20 protein-coding genes are annotated in these 21,716 nt (G+C 58.9%); 5 read left to right on the top strand and 15 right to left on the bottom strand.

Translation table 11 applies throughout. The features are described from left to right. Positions 1–45 precede the first annotated feature (45 nt). Genes phnC through HMPREF2708_RS02230 form a run of 4 tightly spaced genes read left to right on the top strand, consistent with a single transcriptional unit; the run spans position 46 to position 4,429 of the window. Positions 46–891: a phosphonate ABC transporter ATP-binding protein gene (gene phnC / locus HMPREF2708_RS02245; RefSeq protein WP_083321843.1), complete on the top strand. Its 846-nt coding sequence runs from the start codon at positions 46–48 to the stop codon at positions 889–891. Positions 892–895: 4 nt separating this feature from the next. Further along, positions 896–2,599 carry a phosphonate ABC transporter, permease protein PhnE gene (phnE, locus tag HMPREF2708_RS02240; protein ID WP_083321842.1) on the top strand — a complete coding sequence of 568 codons (1,704 nt, stop codon included), beginning with the start codon at positions 896–898 and terminating at the stop codon, positions 2,597–2,599. Positions 2,600–2,648: 49 nt separating this feature from the next. Then, positions 2,649–3,317, top strand: a complete 669-nt coding sequence (locus tag HMPREF2708_RS02235) for an HAD-IA family hydrolase (RefSeq protein ID WP_070831794.1) — start codon at positions 2,649–2,651, stop codon at positions 3,315–3,317. Positions 3,318–3,358: 41 nt separating this feature from the next. Beyond that, positions 3,359–4,429, top strand: coding sequence for a zinc-binding dehydrogenase (locus HMPREF2708_RS02230; RefSeq protein WP_083321841.1), 1,071 nt, complete (start codon positions 3,359–3,361; stop codon positions 4,427–4,429). A gap of 335 nt (positions 4,430–4,764) precedes the next feature. On the opposite strand, the gene HMPREF2708_RS02225 is transcribed toward HMPREF2708_RS02230, so the two are convergent. From HMPREF2708_RS02225 to HMPREF2708_RS02155, 15 genes are all read right to left on the bottom strand, one after another. After that, entirely contained in the window at positions 4,765–6,558 is a 1,794-nt protein-coding gene (locus HMPREF2708_RS02225) for a DUF2075 domain-containing protein (RefSeq protein WP_210400305.1), read from the bottom strand. A gap of 1 nt (position 6,559) precedes the next feature. Beyond that, complete coding sequence (locus HMPREF2708_RS02220; RefSeq protein WP_070831789.1) at positions 6,560–6,883, bottom strand: nucleotide pyrophosphohydrolase; 324 nt, start codon at positions 6,881–6,883, stop codon at positions 6,560–6,562. Positions 6,884–6,889: 6 nt separating this feature from the next. Then, positions 6,890–7,798, bottom strand: a complete 909-nt coding sequence (locus tag HMPREF2708_RS02215; RefSeq protein ID WP_070831786.1) for a copper transporter — start codon at positions 7,796–7,798, stop codon at positions 6,890–6,892. A gap of 89 nt (positions 7,799–7,887) precedes the next feature. Continuing rightward, complete coding sequence (gene steA, locus HMPREF2708_RS02210; protein ID WP_070831785.1) at positions 7,888–9,072, bottom strand: putative cytokinetic ring protein SteA; 1,185 nt, start codon at positions 9,070–9,072, stop codon at positions 7,888–7,890. 25 nt (positions 9,073–9,097) lie between these two features. Then, on the bottom strand, positions 9,098–10,837 hold the full coding sequence (recN, locus tag HMPREF2708_RS02205; protein ID WP_070831782.1) for a DNA repair protein RecN: 1,740 nt from the start codon (positions 10,835–10,837) through the stop codon (positions 9,098–9,100). Between the two features lie 96 nt (positions 10,838–10,933). Next, entirely contained in the window at positions 10,934–11,932 is a 999-nt protein-coding gene (locus HMPREF2708_RS02200; RefSeq protein WP_070831779.1) for an NAD kinase, read from the bottom strand. Beyond that, entirely contained in the window at positions 11,925–12,764 is an 840-nt protein-coding gene (locus HMPREF2708_RS02195; protein WP_070832458.1) for a TlyA family RNA methyltransferase, read from the bottom strand. The genes HMPREF2708_RS02200 and HMPREF2708_RS02195 overlap by 8 nt, the downstream gene beginning before the upstream one ends. 5 nt (positions 12,765–12,769) lie before the next feature. Continuing rightward, positions 12,770–13,021, bottom strand: a complete 252-nt coding sequence (locus HMPREF2708_RS02190) for a hypothetical protein (RefSeq protein ID WP_070831776.1) — start codon at positions 13,019–13,021, stop codon at positions 12,770–12,772. Between the two features lie 6 nt (positions 13,022–13,027). Next, positions 13,028–14,068, bottom strand: a complete 1,041-nt coding sequence (locus tag HMPREF2708_RS02185; protein ID WP_070832456.1) for an HAD-IIA family hydrolase — start codon at positions 14,066–14,068, stop codon at positions 13,028–13,030. A 109-nt stretch (positions 14,069–14,177) separates the two neighbouring features. Beyond that, the gene (locus HMPREF2708_RS02180) at positions 14,178–15,374 is read right to left on the bottom strand and encodes a tetratricopeptide repeat protein (RefSeq protein ID WP_070831773.1); all 1,197 of its coding nucleotides are present in this window, start codon (positions 15,372–15,374) and stop codon (positions 14,178–14,180) included. A 112-nt stretch (positions 15,375–15,486) separates the two neighbouring features. Then, entirely contained in the window at positions 15,487–16,398 is a 912-nt protein-coding gene (locus HMPREF2708_RS02175) for an RNase H family protein (RefSeq protein WP_070831771.1), read from the bottom strand. Between the two features lie 44 nt (positions 16,399–16,442). Next, positions 16,443–17,201 carry an iron ABC transporter ATP-binding protein gene (locus HMPREF2708_RS02170; protein ID WP_070831768.1) on the bottom strand — a complete coding sequence of 253 codons (759 nt, stop codon included), beginning with the start codon at positions 17,199–17,201 and terminating at the stop codon, positions 16,443–16,445. Then, positions 17,198–18,241, bottom strand: coding sequence for an iron chelate uptake ABC transporter family permease subunit (locus HMPREF2708_RS02165; protein ID WP_070831765.1), 1,044 nt, complete (start codon positions 18,239–18,241; stop codon positions 17,198–17,200). Before HMPREF2708_RS02165 ends, HMPREF2708_RS02170 begins: the two co-directional genes overlap by 4 nt. Further along, the gene (locus HMPREF2708_RS02160) at positions 18,234–19,181 is read right to left on the bottom strand and encodes an ABC transporter permease (protein WP_070831762.1); all 948 of its coding nucleotides are present in this window, start codon (positions 19,179–19,181) and stop codon (positions 18,234–18,236) included. Before HMPREF2708_RS02160 ends, HMPREF2708_RS02165 begins: the two co-directional genes overlap by 8 nt. A gap of 39 nt (positions 19,182–19,220) precedes the next feature. After that, entirely contained in the window at positions 19,221–20,228 is a 1,008-nt protein-coding gene (locus HMPREF2708_RS02155; protein ID WP_070831759.1) for a siderophore ABC transporter substrate-binding protein, read from the bottom strand. Positions 20,229–20,575: 347 nt separating this feature from the next. Here HMPREF2708_RS02155 and HMPREF2708_RS02150 point away from each other — a divergent pair, with 347 nt between their 5' ends. Further along, a complete protein-coding gene (locus HMPREF2708_RS02150; protein WP_083321839.1) occupies positions 20,576–21,580 on the top strand; it encodes a tyrosine-protein phosphatase in 1,005 nt (334 codons plus the stop codon). Positions 21,581–21,716: the final 136 nt, after the last annotated feature.

Raw genomic sequence — 21,716 nt, 5'->3', positions numbered from 1 at the left:
GAAAGCCATCCCCGGCCCCGCAATCAAAAACTAAAGGACATCACCATGCCTTCTAACGCTGAGAAAATGACACCCGAACTGCAGCGCGCCATTGATCAGCAGTTCGCAGTGCAATTCCACGATGTCACCAAGAACTTCGGGTCCACACTTGGCCTCGATAACGTCAAGCTCGGTATCCGCACCGGCGAGATCACTGTCCTCCTGGGGCTGTCGGGCTCGGGTAAGACAACTCTGCTCCGCCATATCAATGCGCTGCACACTCCGTCGTCAGGCACGGTACGTGTGTTGGGTCAGGACTTGAACGAGCTGAAGAAGCGCGAACTGCGTGAGTTGCGCAAGGACATCGGCGTGATTTTCCAGAGCTTTAACCTGGTCGACCGGATGTCGGTGCTGGAGAATGTCTGCACTGGTGCGCTGGGCGATCTGAAGGGGCCGCGGATCTCCCTGCTCTCGTACCCGAAGCGGGTTAAGCAGGAGGCTCTTGAGGTGCTGGACCGCGTGGGACTCGCCGACCGTGCTCATCAGCGCGCCGATACGCTCTCGGGCGGTCAGCAGCAGCGCGCTGCCATTGCGCGTGCGCTCATGCAGCACCCGAAGATTTTGCTTGCCGACGAGCCCGTCGCTGCCCTTGACCCGGTATCGTCTAACCAGGTCATCGAGCTGCTGGAGCAGATTTCTCGCGAGGATAACCTCACCGTAATTTCCTCTCTGCACCAGGTGCAGTTGGCGGTGGATTTTGCGGACCGCATCATTGGTCTGCAGGCAGGTCGTGTGAAGTTCGACCGCGAGACCAGGGGCATGACTGCGGAGACCGCCACCACCATCTACCAGTCGGTATCCGAGACCAGCGAGGATGCAACCAACGGCGCACCGCTCAAGGCGGAGGCGTAAATCAATGACCGCTCCTACCGTTTCCAAGCCGCGTGCGTCGGCTCCTGAAAATAAGCCCCATAATTACAATTCCATCGCCGCGACTGCCGTGTTGATTCTGCTCGCAGCTATCGGCGCGTGGTCGGTTAATTCGATTGGCATCAACCTCGTCACCATCAGCGAGTCCGCGGACAATGCCGCCAACTTTGTCGCGCGCATGTTCCCGCTGGAATTCCCGCCGATGGCCGAGCTGCTCAGTCTCATCGGTGAGACCCTGGCTATCGTCTTTCTCGCCACTGCCCTGTCGGTGATTCTCTCTGTGCCGCTGGCTGTCATCGCCGCGCGCACCACTACGTTCTCGCCCACCGCGCGCTGGATCTCCCGCGCACTTATCGTGCTGGCTCGCGCGATTCCCGACCTGGTGCTGGCCATCGTGTTTATCCGCATGTTCGGTATCGGTGCCATCGGCGGCATTCTCGCCATGGGTATTCACTCTGTCGGCATGGTCGCAAAGCTCTACGCCGACGCGATCGAAGAGCTTGACGACGGTCCCCGCGAAGCTATCGAGTCGGTCGGCGGTAGCCGCACGCAGCAGATTGTCTCGGCTATCCCGCAGGCGCTGACCCCGCAGCTCATTGCCACTGCGCTGCACCGTTTCGACATCAACCTGCGCACCTCCGTGCTCCTGGGCTATGTCGGTGTGGGCGGCATCGGTATGGCAATTGCCGACTCGCTGCGCACCCTCAACTACCGCGAGGGCATGGCTCTGGCGCTGGTGGTGCTGGTGCTGTGCATCGTCATGGAGCTGCTCTCCGGCTCTCTGCGTGCAATCATTATGCGCAAGTCCGACTCTTCCCTGCTGTCCGGCACCTGGGTCGACCGCATGTGGGGCACGAAGATCAAGGACAAGCGCAAGGCTGCCAAGCAGGATGCTACCGACGGTAAGCCGTCGATTACCCCGCCATGGACTGCTGCTCGCGTCTCCCGCGTGCTGACCACCATCGCGCTTGTGGTCATCACCATCGCAGCATTTGCCGAGACAGAGATCTCCGCCTCTAACTTCTTCAGCGGCCTGGCCAACCTTCCAGAGACCATGGCGCTGTTCCTACCGCCGTCCTCCGGTGGTATCGCCGGCGAGATCTTCCAGCTGCTTCTCGATACTCTGCAAATCGCCTTCGCCGCCACCTTCCTCGGCGCCATCCTCGCCATCCCGATTGGCATCATGGCTGCCTCCAACGTGATCGCCAACAAGTGGGTACACGGGTTCTTCCGCGTGCTTATCGTGGTCATCCGTGGCATCCCGGAGCTAATTCTGGCCATCATCTTCGTAGTCATCTCCGGTCTGGGCCCGGTCGCCGGTACGCTCGCTCTAGCGCTCGGTGCGGTTGGCCTGCTGTCCAAACTGGTCGCCGACTCCTTGGAAGAAACCGACACTGACGTGCAAGAAGCCCTGCGCACTACTGGTGCAACCGAGTCACAGATCTTCTTCGCCGCCACCGTTCGCCAGGCAATCCCGTCTTTCATTGCCCACTGCCTCTACCTGCTCGACACCAACATCCGCTCGGCCACGTTGCTGGGTGTCGTCGGCGCAGGTGGCATTGGCTTCCAGCTGCTCAATGCCTCTCGAGTCAACCAGTTCGACGTCGTCACCTACATCCTCATCCTCATGGTCGCTGTCGTCCTCGTCGTCGAGACGCTGTCCATGTGGCTGCGTGCCGCCGTCCGCTAAACCGCTCCACCCCAGTCCCCGTCCCCTTCTACTGAAAAAGGAAAACTCCATGACTTATCAGCTCGCTATCTTCGACATGGCTGGCACCACCATCGACGACCGTGACGAGGTCTACCGCGTCCTCCGCGAAGCCACCGAACGCGAAGGTGCCCGCTACTCCGACGAGACTTTCCAGCGCTACATGGGTACCGAGAAGTTCTGGGCAATCGGCAATCTGCTCCGTGAGGGTGGCATCGAGCCGACTTCAGAGGTTCACAACCACGCCTGGGAGTTCTTCCGTGCCGAGCTTGCTCGCACGTACAAGGAAAACCCACCGACCCCACTGCCAGGCGTTGAAGACATGCTGAAGGCACTGCACGACAAGGGCATCAAAGTCGGCTTGACGACGGGCTTTGCGCGCGAAATCGTCGATATCATTGTCTCCTCCATGGGGTGGGACAACGGGATTATCGACACCGTTGTCGCCGGTGACGAAGTCGAGCACGGCCGCCCCGAGCCCGACCTGATTCTGGCTGTTATGGAGAAGCTCGGTGTGACCGACAAGGCAGCTGTCATCAGCTCCGGGGACACTGAGGCCGATGTCCGTTCCGCCCAGGCCGCTGGCGTCACCAGCGTCGGTGTGCTCACCGGTCACCTGACTCTCGAACAGTTCGAGTCCCTCAGCGCTGATCACGTTCTGGATTCCTCCGCGAACCTGCTGGACCTTGTTGGAGAGTAGGACCCAGACTGTAGATCTGACCGAATAGGTACACAACACTGATGACAACTCCGACTCCCTCGACACCTTCCACTCCTACTGCACCGATGGAAACGGCCCAGGCACTTGTCTGGCACGGCGGTAGCGACTTTCGCATGCAGGAAGTTCCTATTCCTGCTTTGCAAGAAGGCGAAACCCTAGTGGAAATCACCACCGCAACGATCTGTGGCTCCGACCGTCACACCGTGCTCGGTCGCCGCAGCGCACCGTGCCCCAGCGTCCTCGGCCACGAGGGAGTCGGAGTCGTCCGCGACACCCGCAACCCAGATTTGCGGGTTGGCCAGCGTGTCGTGTTCTCGGTCACCGCACCGTGCCTGGAGTGCGACCGCTGTGAATGCGGCATGACCGCCAAGTGCCGAAACCTGAAAAAGACGGGTCACGAGGCCTTCGATAGCGACTGGCCGCTTTCCGGAACCTATGCTTCCCACATTGCGCTGCGCAACCATCAACCAGTGGTGGTACTCCCCGACTCGCTTCCCGATGCCGCAGCCTCCATCGCCACCTGCGCCGGCGCCACCGTGATGGCCTGCATGGAGCAGGCTGGGGCTCTTACAGGTAAACGGGTTCTAGTTATGGGCATCGGCATGCTCGGCCTTATCGCTGTTGAGGCAGCTATTCGTGGTGGCGCCGCTGAGGTTGTGGCCATTGACCGCGATGAGACGCGCCTTGAATGGGCACAAGAGTTGGGTGCAGTTACTCCTGATGCTTCAGCGGCTGGCTCCGATTTCGAATTAGGGTCTTTCGACATCACCCTTGAGTTCTCTGGCAGCGAGTTTGGAGTCACCACCTGCATCGACAGCCTCGACATCGCCGGCCGAGCAGTCCTCGCGGGAAGTGTTGCTGACTCCCCTGCTTATGCCCTTGATCCTGAGTGGCTCGTCCGTGGTTGGCGCACCATTACCGGTGTCCATAATTACGAACCACGGCACCTGGAGCGGTCGGTCGAGTTCCTTGCTAACTCTCGGATTGACTGGAGCACAGTTGTGTCGGAGCCAATTGCTCTGGAGGAAGTGCCTGCGGAGGTACAAGCGGTGCAGGATATGTATTTGAGAGCGACTGTGACGTTCCTCTAGCAACTACTGGAAAGAAAGGGCGCGCAAGAGAGGAGACTTCAACCAAGGCTGTTAACTATCTCAGACGAGGACTGCGAAAAATTTTTTAGGGAATTGAAATGAGAAACTCATTGAATAAGGGCTTATAGATAGTCAATAAAAATCCTCGAAAATCAACATCTAAAACGAATCACTCCCTCTAATAGCAGTCTAGCAGAGGGGTACACCCCAGTTTCAATTCCCTATTCGCTAGCACTAGAAGTCCATCCTTCGAAACAATTGCGAACGCGAAACAGAGAAAGACCGCACTTTTTTTGGAAAACTAAGCAAATTAAATATACCGAGACCAAACTCGGTTAATCATCCCCTATTCCAGATGCGGCAGCAGCCAACGCTTCACGAAGTTCGCGATCCACAGCATAGATATGTAGCCCGTGAACACCTCGAGTAAGTAAGACGTTAAGCTGATTCTTCAGCAGCTCTTCAGCGAACGACTGTTTCGAACCGTCTTTCAACGTTCGTTTATTCTTCACATTTGGGTTCCATGACTCAGATGGATCAAAGATAATCTTTCCATCACGGTATTTGACAGAGGGGCCAATAATGACACCGGCATAATTCAGGTCAAAACCCTGGATAGTAAAAATAGATCCAATTTCATCAATAGTTTGTGGGCGCTCCGCCCAGCTCAGCTGTAGACCTGCAGTCTTCTTCTCAGTACTCTTCTTTTGATTGTTCCATGGCATTGAAAAATCACCGACTCGAACCTGCCAGAGTTCATTCTCCGCAGGTGGCCGAGCACTCGAGAACTGCCAATCATACGTGGCTATTAACCTGGATAATCCTTCCTCTACATTCGAAGCTTTGTCCTTAATTGACTTGTAAAGCTGGTTAGGATCATCGAAAATCTTAATACTATATTTATTATCCTTCGGAATTTTATGGATAATACCGTCATCAACAAAAGAGCGTACCCACTGAATGGTATCCTCCGAGGCGAGCATCCTCATCTGAAGCTTTAAATCAATACTTTTATCGACTCGTTGCTCCATCCATTCCAAATCCGCAGGCTCCCACACCTGATTTGCGGCAAGAATCTGGTCAGGATCAAACACTGCTACCACTACATGTGCACGTTCTAGAATATCTTTAAGGTGGTTCTTACCCCTGTACGACTGTTTTCCTTGTGTCCATAGCAAATGAGCTTCGTCGATTAGAACGACATCCACCTTTTCCCCAGGATTCCGATGATTGATAAAGGATGTCGGCTTCATGACTTTAAGATTCTTAGTACTCGAAATGCCGAGTTTTTCAGCAACCTGCTGATAAACAGTAACTTGCTCATCGTGGTTGACTAGCATATACGCGTCAAGGGTCGATTTCCCAAGATGTTCTTCAATAGCTGGGAGCTTTTGATTCAAATCATAAAAAACGCTGCTAAGCAATACTGTCTTGCCTGTCCCAGCAGCGCCTGAAACCATAATCAGCCTAGAGTCGCCTATGGATTGCATTTGATCTACAACTGCATTAATTATCTCAAACTTTGCATCAGACTGCTCTGTAGTTAACTCATGGAAAGGTGATGCTTTAAAAAGTGCAGATTCGCGAATAATACGTTCAGCTGGAAATAGCTGTTGATCCAGAGCATGTAGTTTAGACCAAATCTGGGTGAAGGATTTGTCTAAATGCTCTTTGGTGAAGTAATCACCTTGCGCATTTGTTCGCGCATTTTCAGTAGCGACACTGGTCTCACTGGCAGACTTCACCGATTCGTTGCTAGGCAAGTACTGCATAAGTCGATTCTCAATATCCAGAGTCAGCGACTTATTAAATAGAGAGTGCCCAATCACGTACATCTGGGTTCCAGCGCCATCACGTAAATCAATCCAGAGATTTCGCTTGGAGTTAGATGCCTTTGTATCTCCCTCGAGATGCTGGGTCGTTCGCTGGACAATCGAGTTCGTTTCCCCCACATAGACTCGATACGATCCCTTGTTATCCCGCAATGAAATGATGTAGACCGTAGGGTAGTCAATAATAAAACGGCGGTAAGGAGTATCTTTGCCCTTTAGCTCGTCGATACCACTACTTGCGTAGTCGACTCGCTCAACAAATGCCCTTGGCACTGGAAGCAGTTTTCTCTTGGTCACGTTACAACCTGTCGTGCTTAAGCGAGCTTCCCGTGCTTTTACTACGCGGATAGCGCACTTCATTTAGGGCGATTTTCTTCGCAATCGCCTCATTAGGATCGATTTCAGCCCTACGAGCCAGCAAAAGGCAGTAGCTCAGCACATCTGCAAGCTCATCCTCGAGGTCAGCTTTCTCATATTTTGCATCCCATTGAAAAAGCTCGAGCAACTCAGCAGACTCAATTGAGATCGCTTTAGCAAGATTCTCAGGAGTATGAAAAACCTCCCACTTTCTGTCAGAAGAGAACTTGAGAAGCTGCTCTACTGTTTCCCGACTAACTTCCATGTGTTTTTACCTCTTCAACTCCCCAACAACTCCAACCTGCCCCGCAGCGTCCGACACAGCGTCCACTCGCTTCACAGCAGGGTCGGCGCCCCACGGCTCATCTGGCAGAGCACTGACGCCTTCACGGCCAAAGCCGTCAGTCCCCACCACAACGTGACCAGCAGCATCCTCGCCAGGACCAAAGCCCTCAGCCAGCGCCACCGCCAGATCGGCAACCAGACCAGCGCCAAACTCCGGGTCCTCGCCGTTATCAATCGCAGCGCGCGAGACAGTACCGTGATTACCAACAATCACGATGCCAGCAGCCGGGCGGAGCGTCCCCTCTTCGTACTCAACAAAGCCGCCGCCCTTCAGGGCCTCCAACAGCAGCTTTCGGTCAGCAGCGGAAGCCCGCTCTCCCCCATCCTTATCCAGCTCCAACACCGGAGCCAACGCCTGGCCAGCCTGACGGCCCGGCTCACGGCGCTCCGGATCCAGCTGCACATCAGCCGGCAGCGAGGTAGAAACCGTGTCCTTCAACTCATCCGCGCCAGCGGCGGAGAGGAACTTATCGGTCAGTTTCAGCACACCCGCATCCGGGGAACCTGCAGCGCGCAGGGTCTCGGAAACCCCTGCCAGCTGCTCATCCGTGGCATCGGGAGTCGCTACCACAAGGACAGGCACGTCCTTCAGAGAGTCCTTGACAATCTCCCCGACGATGGGCTCGATGATGCGGTTGGCTTCATCGGCACGCGCTTGCTGAGCATCAGCGCGAGCAACAGCGGCATCGCGCTCAGAGGCGGCACCAGTGCCGAAATCAATGCCAGCACCAGCGGGGTTCAGCACATAAGCACCCAACGCAGCACCTGCCGCCACACCGAGGGCGGCACCTGTCACTCCGGCTGTAAACTTCCCGCTCCTGCGCTTCTTCGCCATCGCCCGTCCCTCATTCCTTTCGCCGACGCCTCGATCAGCACTGACAGCTGAAAACTCGGGCGCTCACAATGCTCAAGATACCGCTATAACTACTTAAACAGCCCCTGGAACCACAGTGCAATGGAGTTCCAGGTATCAATCAAATTCTCGCTGACAGAACCATCACCGGAGGTACCAGCGATAGCGAAGATCACCGCAACGGCGACAAAGATAGCCAGGATGGCCCAGGCCACACCGAAACCACGGCTATTGACCTGGTAGAGGTCGGCGACCATGCGACCGTCGACAAGCTTTTCGCCGACCTTCAAACGCGACAGCAACGCCGACGGCACGCCACTTTGATCCTCGTCGTGGTAGATGCTGTCGATGTTCTGCGGGGCGCCGACGGAGACGACCATGTCGGCGTCGTGATGCGCGGCGAACACCAGCGCCAGGTCAGTGGCGGAATCGGACAGCGCCGGGAAGGTCATGGCGCCAATGCCGAGGTCCTGAATGCGCTCAAGGCCCACCGCGTGACCGTCCGGATCAGCGGGCAGGATCACGCAACCGGCAGACCGCAGCGCCTCAGAGTTGATGTTCTCCGGATCGCCGATGATGTAGTCCGGCTCGTACTTCAGGTCGAACAGCGTGTCGGCACCGGTGTCGACGCCGATGAGCAGCGGCTCGTACTCGCGGATGAAGTTCTTTAAGTCTTCCAGCGTCTTGCGGTGTCCCTCACCAGGGCTAACAACAACGACCTTGCGGCCACGCAGCGGCTCCGTCTCGTCCGGAATGCCCAGGCCATCGATGTAGAGCGGGGACTCGGTCTTGGCGAATTCCACCAAGTTGCCGGAGAGTGCCTCCAGGCGGTCGACCATGCTGGTGCGGCCCTCGTCGAAGGCGCGCTCCAGCTCGTCCTGGTCGACCTCGTCGCCCTGCCCAATCAGGCGGTCACCGTGGTAGAGCTTGCCGTCGTCAAGCCTGCCGTTCTTGCCGTCCTTGAGTTTCTCGAAGACCTCGTCGCCGACGTTCTGCACCATTGCGATGTCGGCGTCGCGCATCATCTGCGGGCCGTAATTCGGCACAAAACCCGTGGTAAATGCGCCAGTGTTCACCACTGCGGCGACCTTGGCATCAATCAACTGCTGTGCCAGGGGACGCGAGATATCCGGCGCATCGATCACCACGATGTCGCCTTCGCCCATACGCTTCAGCGCACGATCCAGGCGGGAACCGTCCCGCACGGTCCCCGAAATGCCAGGAAGATCTTTTTCGTTCCGAGAGAACAGACTCATGGCACTTAGTGAAACATAAGTGCAGCTACTTGGCCGCGAAGGCGCGCCGAGCTTGATCCAGAAGATCTTGCGCGTGCGCACGTCCAGAGTCCGAATCGTCCAAGCCCGCCATCATCCGCGCGAGCTCGTCAATCCGCTCCTCGTCCCCCAGGCTCGTCACCTTCGACGACACCGCACCCGAGCGCGCATCCTTACTGACCACCAAGTGGGTATCCGCAAACGCCGCCACCTGAGGCAAGTGCGTGACGACGATCACCTGGTTATTCACCGCCAACTGCTTCAGGCGCTTACCAATCTCCACAGCCGCGCGCCCACCAACACCGGCATCGACTTCATCGAAAACCATCGTGTGTCCGGCCTGTCCTTCGGCGAGGACAACTTCCAATGCCAGCATGATGCGGGAGAGCTCACCGCCGGACGCAGATGAAGCCAGCGGGCGTGGCTCGGCACCTTCGTGGGCACGGAGCTTAAACTCGATATTGTCCACGCCAGCGGGGCCAAAGGTGTCGGCCTTGGTAATCTCCACCACCAGCGAGGTGTGCGGCATGGCCAAGCCCTTGAGTTCCTTGGTCACGGCCTGTTCCAGGTGCCTTGCGGCAGTGGCGCGAGCCTTGGAGAGCTTCCGCGCGGTGGTGCCGAGCTTCTTCTCCGCCGCCTTGATCTCTGCGGTCAGCTTGTCCAGCGCTTCGCCGGAGACATCCAGCGTGGCGAGCTTTCGCTCCGCCTTATCCCGCCAAGCCAGCACGCCTGCGATGTCCGGGGCGTACTTGCGGGTGAGATTCTTGATCTCCACCTGGCGCTGCATGAGCTTGTCCAGGGACTCGGTTTCCTCCGGCAGGCCAGAGAGAAACGCGCCGAGGCCAGCGGAGATCTCGGAGAGCTGGCTGGTCAGTTCATTGAGCTGGTTGGAAAACTCGGTGAGTTCCTCATCGTTGGCGCCGGCGAGCTCGTTTGCGGCGGCGCCGAGGAGTTCGGCGGCACCGGAGTCTTCGGTGGCCGCATCCATGCCGGTCACGCCCACGGCAGCGGCACCGTCGATAGCGGCCAGCGCCACGGCGGCAGCGTCGCGCAGGCCGTCCAGGTCCTGCATGCGGCGGATCTGCGAGGCCAGGTCCTGATCCTCATCTGGTTCGGGCGAGACTGCGTCGATTTCTTCGATGGCGAAGCTGAGCTGGTCAGCACGCATGGCCAACTCGCGGCGCTTAGAGGTCTTCTCTTCCAGTTCTTTGACCAGGGTGCGCCAGTGTGCGCGTTGCTGACGGTAGGTTTCCAGCGTTGGTACGATGGTCTCGGCATCCATACGGTCGATGGCCGCACGCTGCTCATCGGCGCTTTGCAGGCGCAGCTGATCATTTTGGCCATGAATGGCGATGAGGCGCGTGGAGACATCCGCCAATGCCGCAGCCGACGCACTGCGGCCGCCAACCCACGCCCGGGAGCGGCCCTTCACGGAGACCTGACGGGCAAGCAGGTACTCATCATTTTCATCGCGCTCGCCGCCGAGTTCAGCGACCACAGCATCGATGGTGGACGACTCTTCCTCCGAGAGGTGCTCGGTGGACACGCGGCCTTCCACCAGGGCCTTGTCGGCGCCGGTACGCACGCGGCCGGCGTCGGCACGCGCGCCACAGAGCAACTTGAGGCTTGTGACCACCATGGTCTTACCCGCACCGGTTTCACCTGTGAGAACGGTCAGGCCTGGGCTGAATTCAAGCGTCGCGTCCGGGATAACGCCGAGGTCGCGGATGGAAATCTCAGTCAGCATGGCGCCTGCATTCAGTCCTTCCCTTGAAGTTGGGGGCCGCGGGCACGGTCCCGGTTGTGGAGTCTCGTGACGGCTCTTGTCTGCCGTGTTTAGGGGCTATTGGGCTTCGGCGGGGCCGCGCCACCCGGACGTCGGCAAGCGGAACTTGTGCACCAGACGATCGGCGAACGGTTGATCATCCAGACGCACCCAGCGCACCGGCTGCGCGCCGCGCTCGATTTCAATGCGGCTGCCCGGAGGCATGATGATGTTGCGGAAGCCGTCGAGCACCGCGACCGCCTCGGCGGTGTCGTGGTTGGTCTCAATGGCGATCGTCGAATGCGGGGAGATCACCAGCGGGCGGGAGAACAGCGCGTGGGCGTTGTTAGGAACGACCAGCATCGCGTCGAGCTCCGGCCAGAGTACGGGCCCACCTGCGGAAAAGGCGTAAGCGGTGGAGCCGGTAGGCGTGGAAATCAGCACGCCATCGCAGCCATAGGAACTCACCGGGCGGCCATCGACTTCCAAGATGACGTCCAGCACCCCACGGCGGTTGACATTCTCGATGCTGACTTCGTTCAACGCCCAACCCGAACCAATCACGCGACCGGTGGTGTCACGGACGGTGGCGCGGATGGTCATGCGATCTTCGATACGCCAGGAACGCTTAATGACGCGACTAATCGCCTCCGTCATGGACTCCTGCTCCCACTCGGCGAGGAAGCCCACGTGCCCCATGTTGATACCGAGCACCGGCAGGTCAGCCGAGTGCGCAATATCCGCGGCTCGCAGGAAGGTGCCGTCGCCGCCGAGGACGAGGACGAGTTCGCATCCCGACGCTGCTTGCGGGGAGTGCCAGTAGCGCGGGTACTTGCCGAGCGTTGGGTGCGCGGCCAGCGCCTCCGGGTTCTTACCGGCCAACACGCGGATATCGATACCCGCGGCCTCAAGCAGCTCGGCCGCCTCGGCGGCCATTTCCAGGTTGGCGCTACGGCCGGTGTGCGGGACCAGCAGAATCTCGCGCTTGCCGGCGCTGGTCTTGGGCTTGCTAATCCCTGAGCTGCTCCTCGCGCTAGTCGGTGAGCCGGTCGGTGATTCGGTCGGTGAGCTAGTCATTGTGCGGCCCCTCCTCGACGGCCTTAGCGATGGCCGCAGCCATAGCCTCATCACCAATATCGCTGGCGCCGCCGTCTTTCACCAGCCACAGGAAGAACTCCACGTTGCCGCTCGGGCCCGGCAGTGGGCTGGCCACAGCCGCGCGGAAGGACAGCCCCAGCGTGCGGGCGTACTCAGCGACTTCCTGGACAACTTCCTGACGCAGCGCATCGCTACGCACAACGCCACCGGAGCCAAGCCGCTCCTTACCCACCTCGAACTGCGGCTTGACCATCGGCAGCAGGTCGGCCCCCTCGTCGAGGCAGGAAACAATCGCTGGCAGAACCAGCTTCAGAGAAATAAAGGACAGGTCGCCGACCATGACATCGGCTGTGCCGCCTAGGATCTCCGGGGTTAGCGTGCGGACATTAGTTCGGTCGAGCACAACCACTCGCGGGTCATCCTGCAAGCGCCAAATCAGCTGACCGTAGCCGACGTCGACGGCGTAGACGGTGTCGACATCGCGGCGCAGGCACACATCGGTGAAACCGCCCGTGGAGGCACCGGCATCCAGCACCTTTCGGCCCTTCAAATCCAGACCCTGCGGCTCAAAAGCTTCCAGCGCGCCGAGCAGCTTGTGTGCACCGCGCGATGCCCAGTTCTCGTCCTCTTCCAGGCCACTGACGCGAATGGACACGTCCCCTGTCACCGCAGTCGCGGGCTTGGAGGCAACGAAGCCACCGACCTCGACTCGACCGGCTTTAATCATGCCCACTGCCGCCTCACGGGAGCGAGCAATCTTCCTTCGCACCAGCTCCGCATCGAGTCTGCGCTTAGGAGCTTTCTTTGCCACCGCGTTCACTTTCCTTCCCTGCGTGACGAGCCCAGGGCCTCATACAAAACCTCATGCGCCCGCTCAAACTGCGCGACTCTCTCCTGCGGAGTCGGCGCTGGTGCGGATAGTGCAGCCGCAACCTGCTCCCGCACGGCCTCCGGAGTTACCTCGCGCGCACCGGGCATTGCCGCCGGGCTAGGAGCGGAGCCAGGTTTCGGCCCCGGCACGGGACCAGACCTCTGCCCCTGCCCCGGCTTCGGTGCGATCTCACTCATCAGCTATCACTTCCGCCAGGCAGCCAGCGCCGCCTCAGCAGCAGGGCTCTCTGCGCGGACCTGCGCGACCTCGACCGTGCCAGCACGACCAGCCTCAGAGTTCCACACCACATCCACGACCGTCAGCAGAGCCGCCACCGCGGCCTCCGCCGGGTTCGCCAACCGCCAATCCTCCGTGTCACCGCCAGAAAGAACGATGACACCGGCCTCCGCGTCGTCGTAACGCGCGGTGAAACCAGCCTGCGGAGCCGGACGTGCCTGATCCAGCTCACGGTTCAGCGCGGTCATGTCAGCACCGATGAGCGTCGGGCGATGCTCCGGGGGCGCTGCGACGACATCCATATGCGTGGAAACTCCCGTGACCACCATAAACGTGTCCATCTTGGCAGCGTTTCCGCCCGCAATGTCGGTATCGAGGCGGTCCCCAATCGCCAGCGGATTCTTCGCGCCCATACGCTCCGCAGCCTTAATGAACATCGGCGGCTTCGGCTTACCGGCCGACAGTGGCGCCACGCCCGTCGTCGTCGAAATCGCCGCAGCCACCGAACCATTGCCGACCAGGAAACCGCGCTCCGACGGCAGCGTCGTATCCAAATTCGACACCAGGTAGCGCGCACCCCGCGACACCGCCAGCGCCGCCTCGGACATCTGCTTCCACGTCATCTCACGGTTAAGCCCCTGGAAAACCGCCGCAGGGTTGTCATCAGCGGAATCCACCACGGTGTACCCCGCCTCACGAGCCAGCTGCTTAAACGACTCCGCACCCAACACAAAGACGTTCGAGCCCGGCTCAATGACCTCCGCCGCCATCTCAATGGCCGCCTGCGCCGACGTCATCACATCTTCGGCATGCACGTCATACCCCAGCTCATTGAGCTGATCCGCCACCGTCTGCGGCGCACGCGAGGCGTTGTTCGTAATAAACACCATCGGCAGCGCCGCCTCGGTCAGCCCCTCCAGCGCGTTCGGAATCGCCGCGCCACCTTCGTAAATCGTGCCATCCAGATCCAGCAGAGCGGCATCATAGGAAGAAGCGACAGAAGCCATGAGGTGCATTTCTCCTTTTACGAAATAGGAACGCTTTACGACGAATTGTAGATGCGCACCCGGATCGCGCCAGCGGTGGCTGGTTGTGCGAGCCGGGCAGCTGGGCTGTTTACTTGCTCAGCTCTTCGATGCGCTCGCGAGCATCGAGCATCTGGTCGACATCAATCTTGGCGCAGCGGGTAAACCACACCTTGGCATCGTCTTTACGGCCGGCCTCCACCAGCGCATCAGCGTAGGCGTAGAACAGACGAGCTGCTTCGAAGTCCTCGCGATCCGGGTTTAGATCCTGGGTCTCCAGCTCAACCAGAGCCTCATCAATCTGCCCCATATCGCGACGAGCACCTGCGGCGACGATAGCCAGCTCAGTCTTGGACTCGTTATCCAGCTGCTTGGCTTCCTCGGAGCGAGCCAGCTCGATGGCCTTCTCCGGGCGGCCGAGGCCGCGCTCACAGTCCGCCATGACCGCGAGCATGCCCGGACCACCGGAGATGCGACGAGCAGCACGCAACTCAGCCAGGGCTTCCTTCCACTCACCTGCGTGGTAAGCGGCGACACCAGCTGTCTCACGAACGACACCGACGCGGCCTGCGCGGTCCTTCGCTGCGCGGGCGTGCTCCAGGGCACGCTGCGGGTCTTCAGCCATCAGGATTGCGGCCATAATCATGTGACGAGCAACCTTGTCGGCGTTGTCCTTAGCCAGGCTCTTCAGATCCTGGCGGACGCTCGGGTCGAGCTCGTCTGCACGAATGTCATCAGGCAGCTTCGGCTCGTTCTTGCGGGCCTCAATGCGCTCCTCGCGGAAACCTGGGCGCTGCGGACCGGTGCGGTGCGTACGCTTCTCATCCTGGAAGCGGCCACCACGGTTGGAGCGACGTGGCTTGCCACCACGACGGTCGAAGTTGCGGCCTCCCTGGCCACCGCGTCCGCCCGGGCCGCGACGATCATTGCGGTCGCCCCGGTCGTTGCGGTTGTAACCGCGCTCGCCGCGCTCATTACGATCATCGCGATTGTTGCGGTTGTAACCACGACCACCGCGCTCATTGCGCTCATTGCGGTCCCCGCGGTTAAAGTCACGATCGTCGCGATCATCACGACGGAAGCCCCGCGAACCACGGGAATCGCGGTTACCGCCATGACCACCGTGACCACCACGGCCACGACCACCTGGGCCACCGCCCTGTCCACGACGATCGTTGCGGTTGCGCCCGTTAAAGCCGCCCTCGCCACGACCATGGGAACGGTTAGACCCGCGGTTTCCGCGATTTCCTCGGCCTTCGCCGGAACGAGGACCTTCGTGCTCAGCCATGAAGTCGGAGCTCCTTATATGTAATGAGTAAAAGAATTTATGTGTTTTCAGGCTACCAGTAACCCCGGATTGCCTGGTGGTCTACCTAAAAGACCAAACTTTCATACTACTGCTAAGACCTGCCTACATTCCAGCCCAGCAAACGCGCGGAACCTGTGGCCTTCCCCACTGCCTGGGACAAATCCCAGACAGCCAAGCCAACCCAGTCGTCGGTGGTGAACTGCGCGGTAGCGGTGGTTCCCTCGACGCGGAGCTCATGCTCGGCATCCGAAAGCCCGTCTGGCACGGCGAGGTTGGCGCCCAGGGCGTCGTTAAGCAATGCCTTGAGGGCGCGGGCATTACCCTGCTCAGCGCGATGTGCGGCGCGGCGGAAAACGGTGAGCGCTTCCTTGGCGGCGTCCTCGGGCGTCACGGTGGTGTCGGCAGCGAGGTCAAAGAGACCCTCCTGCTCGAAGGTTGCGGTCTTGGGTTGTTTGGGCTCGGAGATAGGCGCGGCGGGCGTGGTTTTTGTCGGCACTGCATTCGCCTGTGCTGCATTCGTCTGCCCGCGACTCCCCGCGCCGGCGAAACCTGGACCCTCGGGCACTGCGGTGCCCTTCTGATACGCGGTGGCGGCGGCTCGGGCGCGCTGATCAGCGGCCTCGTTCATGTCGTGGCCGGAGTGTCCCTTAACCCACTCGAGGTGGATATTGCGGCCGACGAGCAGCTGGTCGATGTCCTGCAAGATATCGACGTTGAGGACGGGCTTGCCGTCGCGCTTCTTCCATCCCTTGCGCTTCCACCCCGGCATCCACTTGGTAACGGAGTTAATCACGTACTGCGAATCACACAGTACGAAAAGAGGTTCGTCGGGGATGTGAGCGGTGGCGCGGAGCAGCTCGGCAAGAGCGGTGAGCTCGCCGCGGTTGTTGGTTCCCTCTTTCCATCCGCCGGCGGCCCAGCAGCTGTCGTCGATATACCAGCACCACCCGGCAGGTCCGGGGTTGTGCAAGGCGGAACCGTCAACGGCAGCAGTAATAGTCATGAGGCTAGATTGTATCGGCTGCGTGGGGCCGGCTCGGAATTGGCTTAAGAGCCGTAACAGGCGACCGGGCCGTGCGGGCCCTCGACAATGTCAATCTGAGTGTTGAAGATTGGGCTCAGAACCTCCGAACGCATCAGCTCCGCGGTTGGGCCGTGCTCAACAATCTGGCCATCCTTGACCGCACAAATGTAATCGGCGTAGCGAGCCGCGAAATTGATGTCATGTAACACGACCACCATGGTGCGACCCAACTCGCGCACTGCAGTGCGCAGGTGCGACATGATGTCGACCGAATGAGAAATGTCCAGGTTGTTCAACGGCTCGTCGAGAAGCACGTAATCCGTCTCCTGACAGAGCACCATTGCGACATACGCGCGCTGACGCTGACCGCCCGAGAGCTCGTCCAAGTAGCGGCCCTGGAGCGCCTCAAGGTTGAGGAACTCGATGTACTGAGAGATGATGCGCTCATCCTCGGCGGTCAGGCGTCCCTGGCTGTACGGGAAGCGGCCGAAGCTGACTAGCTGGCGCACGGTGAGACGGGTGACGAAGTGATTGTCCTGACGCAGAATCGACAGCACCTTCGCCAGATCCTTCGACTTGGTCTTGCCCACGTTGTACGGGCCGACGTTGATGTCGCCGGAATCGACGGCCAGAAGGCGGCCAATCATAGTCAAGAGCGTGGACTTGCCCGCACCGTTCGGTCCGATCAGCGCCGTGATGGAGTTGGTCGGAATTTCCAGGTCAACGGGGCCAATTGACACCTCGCTGGTATAGCTCTTGCTTACACTGTCGAGGAGAATCATAGCCGTCCCTTCTTCAAAACGACGTAGAGGAAGATCGAACCGCCAACCAGCTCGATAATGATGGACACCACGCCCTGAGCGTAGAAAACGTGATTGAGAATGAAATACGCACCAGCCAACGTGACGTAGCCGATCAGCCCCGCCATCGGCAGCACAAAGCGGTGGTCATAGGTATCAGCAGCCTGGTACGCAATGGTCGCGACCAGGAAGCCGAGGAATGTCATCGGGCCGACCATGGCCGTCGATACTGCCATTAGCACCGACACCGCGACCAGCACGGTGATCGACCGAACCTGGTAGTTCACGCCCAGATTCGTCGCAACCTCACGGCCTAGCGACATCACGTTCAGCGCCCGCGAATGCAGCGCAATCACCACGATTGCCCCTACCACTAGCGGAATTGCCACCGGGAAAAACTCCGGATCAGCGTTGTTGACAGAACCGAACAGACGCGCCGTCAACAGGTCAAAGTCCGAGGGCGTCAGCATGCGCTGCATAAACGTCGATACCGAGGCCAACCCGCCACCGATGACGATGCCCACCAGCAGCATGCTGTGCATATCCGCGCCCTGCCCAGTCAGCAGCCACGCGTACAGCACCAGCGACAGCCCCACCATCAGCGCAAGCTGCAGAACAAACGCCCCAACCGAGCCGGCATTCATCAGACCCGTCGCGCCGAGGAAGTAGACCGCGGCGGTACTGATAGCCACGTACAGCGCTTCAAACCCCATAATCGACGGCGTAATAATTCGGTTATTCGCAATCGACTGGAACGCCACCGTCGCAATTGCATGACAGCAGGCAACCACAATCATGGCAATAACGGCGTCAAGGCGCCGACGCGCGATCAGCCAAAAGCCCTCCGTGCCGAACGGCAACGGGTTGTCCCATGCGAGCAGACCCGCGGTAAACAACGTCGCCAAGCCCACCAGCACAGCAATGATGATCCAGTACCTGCGCGCCGCGGCGCCCGTGCTAAACGACGTCGTTTGCGGCCCAACCTGGTTGGCCACCGTATGAGTTGAACTGAGATTAAGCACGACGTCGCTCCACGATCAGATAGACGAAAATGGCAGCACCCAGGATGCCGAGAATCACCGATACCGGAATCTCGAACGGGGCGATAATGACGCGGCCAATTATGTCCGCGACCGTCACGATGGCAATGCCCACCAGGCACACCCACGGCAAGTTGGAGCGCAGGTCATCACCACGAAACATGGAGACGATGTTCGGGACGACGAGGCCCAGGAAGGGTAAATTGCCCACCACTACTGTGACCAGGCCTGTTGCAATAGCGATTAGTCCCGTGCCCAGGAACACGATTCGCTTGTAGTTCAGGCCTACGTTGGTCGCAATATCCTCACCAAGCCCCGCAACCGTCAGCCGATCACTGAATACGAAGACGATTGCGACCACAATGACGACCAGCCACAGGAATTCGTACTGCCCTTTATAAATATCAGTGAAGGAGCCTGCGAACCAGACGCTCAGTGACTGCAGCATGTCTGTCTGCAACGCAAAGAAAGTCGAAATCGAACTGACTACCGCGCCCAGCATGATGCCCACAATGGGCACGACCAGGCTCGACTTCAAAGTCACTCGGCGCAAGAACAGGAAGAACACTGCTGTGCCGATGAAAGCGAAGATAATCGCGCCGCTCATCCGGCCGAGCAACGACGCCGAGGGGAAGAAATACATTACGAAAATTAGGCCAAGACCAGCCCATTCCGTGGTTCCCGTCGTGGTGGGTTCGACGAACTTGTTGTGTGTAAGCAGCTGCATGACCAGGCCACACATCGCCATCGCGGCACCCGAGAGCACTAGTGCAATGGTGCGCGGAATACGCGTAGTGGCGAACATCTCCCAGCCGTCGTCGGCGCCCAGGATGTCGTATTGACCTACAAACAGCGACATAGCCACCAGGACTGCCACGAAGGCAATCCCAATGGCTAATCGGGGTTCCAGTAACTTCTGCATAGAGTTGGTGAGGTACTCCTGTGACTGGTCAGATACTTATTAGGCCTGCTCGAAGGCGTCGGCAAGCTCGTTCAGAATCTCCGTGTACGTGATGATGGACTCGTTGGTGTAAGTGTCCTCTGGGGCGTAGTAGATCTTGCCCTCCTTGACGGCCTTCACGTTCTTCAGCGGAGCAGCTTCCTCGACCACAGACTGTGCCGAACGGTACTCATCGGTACCGCGCACCGAGGTGCCAGCATCGCGGTCGAGAACCATGATGAAGTCCGGGTTCGCCTTAGCGATGGACTCGCCGGAAATCTCATCACCCTGGTGATCATCGCTGGCCTTGTCGACCTCCAGTGCCGACTTCATGCCAATCAGATCAAACAACGGGCCGAAGGTACGACCAACAGTGGGGGCAATGTAACCGAGGGTGCCACCCGACGAGTTCAGTGCCATGACCTTCACGTCCGGGTTGTAGGCCTTGCGGGCGCGCTCCAGAGCCTTATCGAAGTCCGCGATTAGCTGGTCGGCTTCCTTCTCCTTACCGAAGACGGTGCCCATGCCCTTGGCGTGACGCTTGAGCTCCTCATCCAGCGGCTTGCCCTCGCGTGGCTCGAAGTCCACGATGGCGGAGTTCGGAGCGAGCTTCTTGAGGTCGTCGTAGTACTTGTCGAAACGCTGACCGGTGACAATCAGATCCGGGTCGGCGGCTGCAACAATCTCGAGGTTCGGCTCGCGGTGATTACCGATGTCCTGAACATCGGGATTGTCCTTGTAGTCGGAAACCGTAAACGGGATAATCGCCTTCGGAGCTGCAGCCAGCTTAATGCCCCACTGATCGAGCATCTCGAAGGAACGGTTGTCCGTGGCCACAACAGTGTCAATTTCGGCCGGCACGGTCTGCTCACCGTGATTATCAGTAACGGTAACAGTTGCCTCGTTACCTGCAGCTGCAGCCTTATCCTCGTTGCCGGCATCGGCAGAACATGCGCCAAGAACAAGTCCAAGGCTGGCAACAGATGCGGCTACGATATTGCGAATACGGCCGGAGTTTGAACGCGCCACTGAAAGGCATCCCTTCGGTCACAGTAGGATTGTTGAGCAAACGTCACTTAGACGCCATTACCCAATCACTTACTTAGGTAATCATTACCTGCGCAACCTTAGCTTAGGATTCCCTATTTAACAAGTAAATACGTTATGAAATTGCGCAATATTTAGGGCATGTTTCAGATTTTGATTAGCGTTGGCTAATTTGCGCTGGTAGAGAGCCTTTTCTGAGTATTGCAGTCAGGCACCCCTGTTACGTTCTTACCGCGTTTCAGAGCGGCCTGCTGTGCGGGCATGGCTATGCGCGAAAGAGCTTTTCTTATAAGTTGCCGAAAACCTGAGGCACGCTAACCTCAACACCCGTGAATACAACTAACCTGAGCCGCGCAAACTATCGCGCTAAAGCCGCTGCCCTAACCGCGGCCCTTCTTCTACCACTCGGCACTATTTCCCCATCGGCCGCATCGGCTAGCCCTGGCGCCTCGTTGTTGAATGCAGCCACATTAGGAATTAGTGCGACCGAGACACAGGTCACCGGGCAGACTACAACCGCAACGGCGCCAACCGGATCCCCAGCCCCTATCGAGTCCGGCTCACTTTCCTCGCTCAGTAACTTCCGCGATGTAGCGGGCAGTAGCGCCAACCCAATCATGACCGAGGACGGTCGCCACATCCGCCGCGGCCTGGGATACAGGTCAAACGCCTTACGAGAACCTAGTGACGAAGACCTTGCCCGGATGACGCAGGCAGGTGTGACACGCGTCGTCGATTTGCGAAACATTAAAGAGCGCAACGAAGCCCCAGACATCTTGCCCGACAGCGTGACTTACCAAGTAGCGGACATCATCGATGTTCGCAATGGCTTGGGCTTCGTAAAAAGTCCTGTCGCAACAACTGGCGAGCAGCTTTACGGCCATGCACCGGAGTTCTACGAAGCGGCGGGAGAAAGCATCAAAGCGCACGATGCAGAGATTTTCGACGATGAAGTGAAGTACTTCGGCCAACTGCTCGGCTATGAGTTGATGATTACCGGAGAAGCACCGCGAACCGCTTGGAAAGATCTCCTCCAAGCCCTCGCTTACGAAGACGGTGCCGTTGTATTCCACTGCAGTGCGGGCAAAGATCGAACCGGCCTCGGTGCCGCGTTCTTCTTGGCTATCCTAGGAGTTAGTTACGAAGTAATCGAGCAGGATTTCCTGGCCAGCAACACCTACCTCAATCGCGAGAACGCGGTAGACAAAGAGTGGCTCAAGATGTCGTGGGACGCTATCGAAGAGAACTACGGTACTTTCGACAACTTCGTACGACAGGGCATCGGGCTTTCCGACGCCGACATCAACCAATTGCGCCAGAAGTACTTGGTATAGCGCCACGCCTTACCCAATAATTGAACTGCGTTTACTGTTGGGTATAAAAAGAGGGGCCGCAGCCACCAACCCCACAACAGGGGAATGGCTACCACGACCCACAAACAAAAATATATGCCGGCGGCGACCTACTCTC

This window comes from Corynebacterium sp. HMSC073H12 (genome assembly GCF_001837775.1).
Taxonomy (GTDB): Bacteria; Actinomycetota; Actinomycetes; order Mycobacteriales; family Mycobacteriaceae; genus Corynebacterium; species Corynebacterium amycolatum.
Note: the sequence above shows the minus strand (reverse complement) of the source record. Positions and strands in the feature narration are given on the sequence as shown.

What these genes read in the sequence shown, in the direction of transcription:
- steA (WP_070831785.1), bottom strand. Translation starts at nt 9,072, where the DNA reads ATGAGTCTGTTCTCTCGGAACGAAAAAGATCTTCCTGGCATTTCGGGG.
- HMPREF2708_RS02175 (WP_070831771.1), bottom strand. Translation starts at nt 16,398, where the DNA reads ATGACTATTACTGCTGCCGTTGACGGTTCCGCCTTGCACAACCCCGGA.
- HMPREF2708_RS02170 (WP_070831768.1), bottom strand. Translation starts at nt 17,201, where the DNA reads ATGATTCTCCTCGACAGTGTAAGCAAGAGCTATACCAGCGAGGTGTCA.
- HMPREF2708_RS02190 (WP_070831776.1), bottom strand. Translation starts at nt 13,021, where the DNA reads ATGAGTGAGATCGCACCGAAGCCGGGGCAGGGGCAGAGGTCTGGTCCC.
- HMPREF2708_RS02215 (WP_070831786.1), bottom strand. Translation starts at nt 7,798, where the DNA reads ATGGCGAAGAAGCGCAGGAGCGGGAAGTTTACAGCCGGAGTGACAGGT.
- HMPREF2708_RS02235 (WP_070831794.1), top strand. Translation starts at nt 2,649, where the DNA reads ATGACTTATCAGCTCGCTATCTTCGACATGGCTGGCACCACCATCGAC.
- HMPREF2708_RS02160 (WP_070831762.1), bottom strand. Translation starts at nt 19,181, where the DNA reads ATGCAGAAGTTACTGGAACCCCGATTAGCCATTGGGATTGCCTTCGTG.
- phnE (WP_083321842.1), top strand. Translation starts at nt 896, where the DNA reads ATGACCGCTCCTACCGTTTCCAAGCCGCGTGCGTCGGCTCCTGAAAAT.
- HMPREF2708_RS02220 (WP_070831789.1), bottom strand. Translation starts at nt 6,883, where the DNA reads ATGGAAGTTAGTCGGGAAACAGTAGAGCAGCTTCTCAAGTTCTCTTCT.
- HMPREF2708_RS02185 (WP_070832456.1), bottom strand. Translation starts at nt 14,068, where the DNA reads ATGGCTTCTGTCGCTTCTTCCTATGATGCCGCTCTGCTGGATCTGGAT.
- HMPREF2708_RS02180 (WP_070831773.1), bottom strand. Translation starts at nt 15,374, where the DNA reads ATGGCTGAGCACGAAGGTCCTCGTTCCGGCGAAGGCCGAGGAAATCGC.
- phnC (WP_083321843.1), top strand. Translation starts at nt 46, where the DNA reads ATGCCTTCTAACGCTGAGAAAATGACACCCGAACTGCAGCGCGCCATT.
- recN (WP_070831782.1), bottom strand. Translation starts at nt 10,837, where the DNA reads ATGCTGACTGAGATTTCCATCCGCGACCTCGGCGTTATCCCGGACGCG.
- HMPREF2708_RS02200 (WP_070831779.1), bottom strand. Translation starts at nt 11,932, where the DNA reads ATGACTAGCTCACCGACCGAATCACCGACCGGCTCACCGACTAGCGCG.
- HMPREF2708_RS02230 (WP_083321841.1), top strand. Translation starts at nt 3,359, where the DNA reads ATGACAACTCCGACTCCCTCGACACCTTCCACTCCTACTGCACCGATG.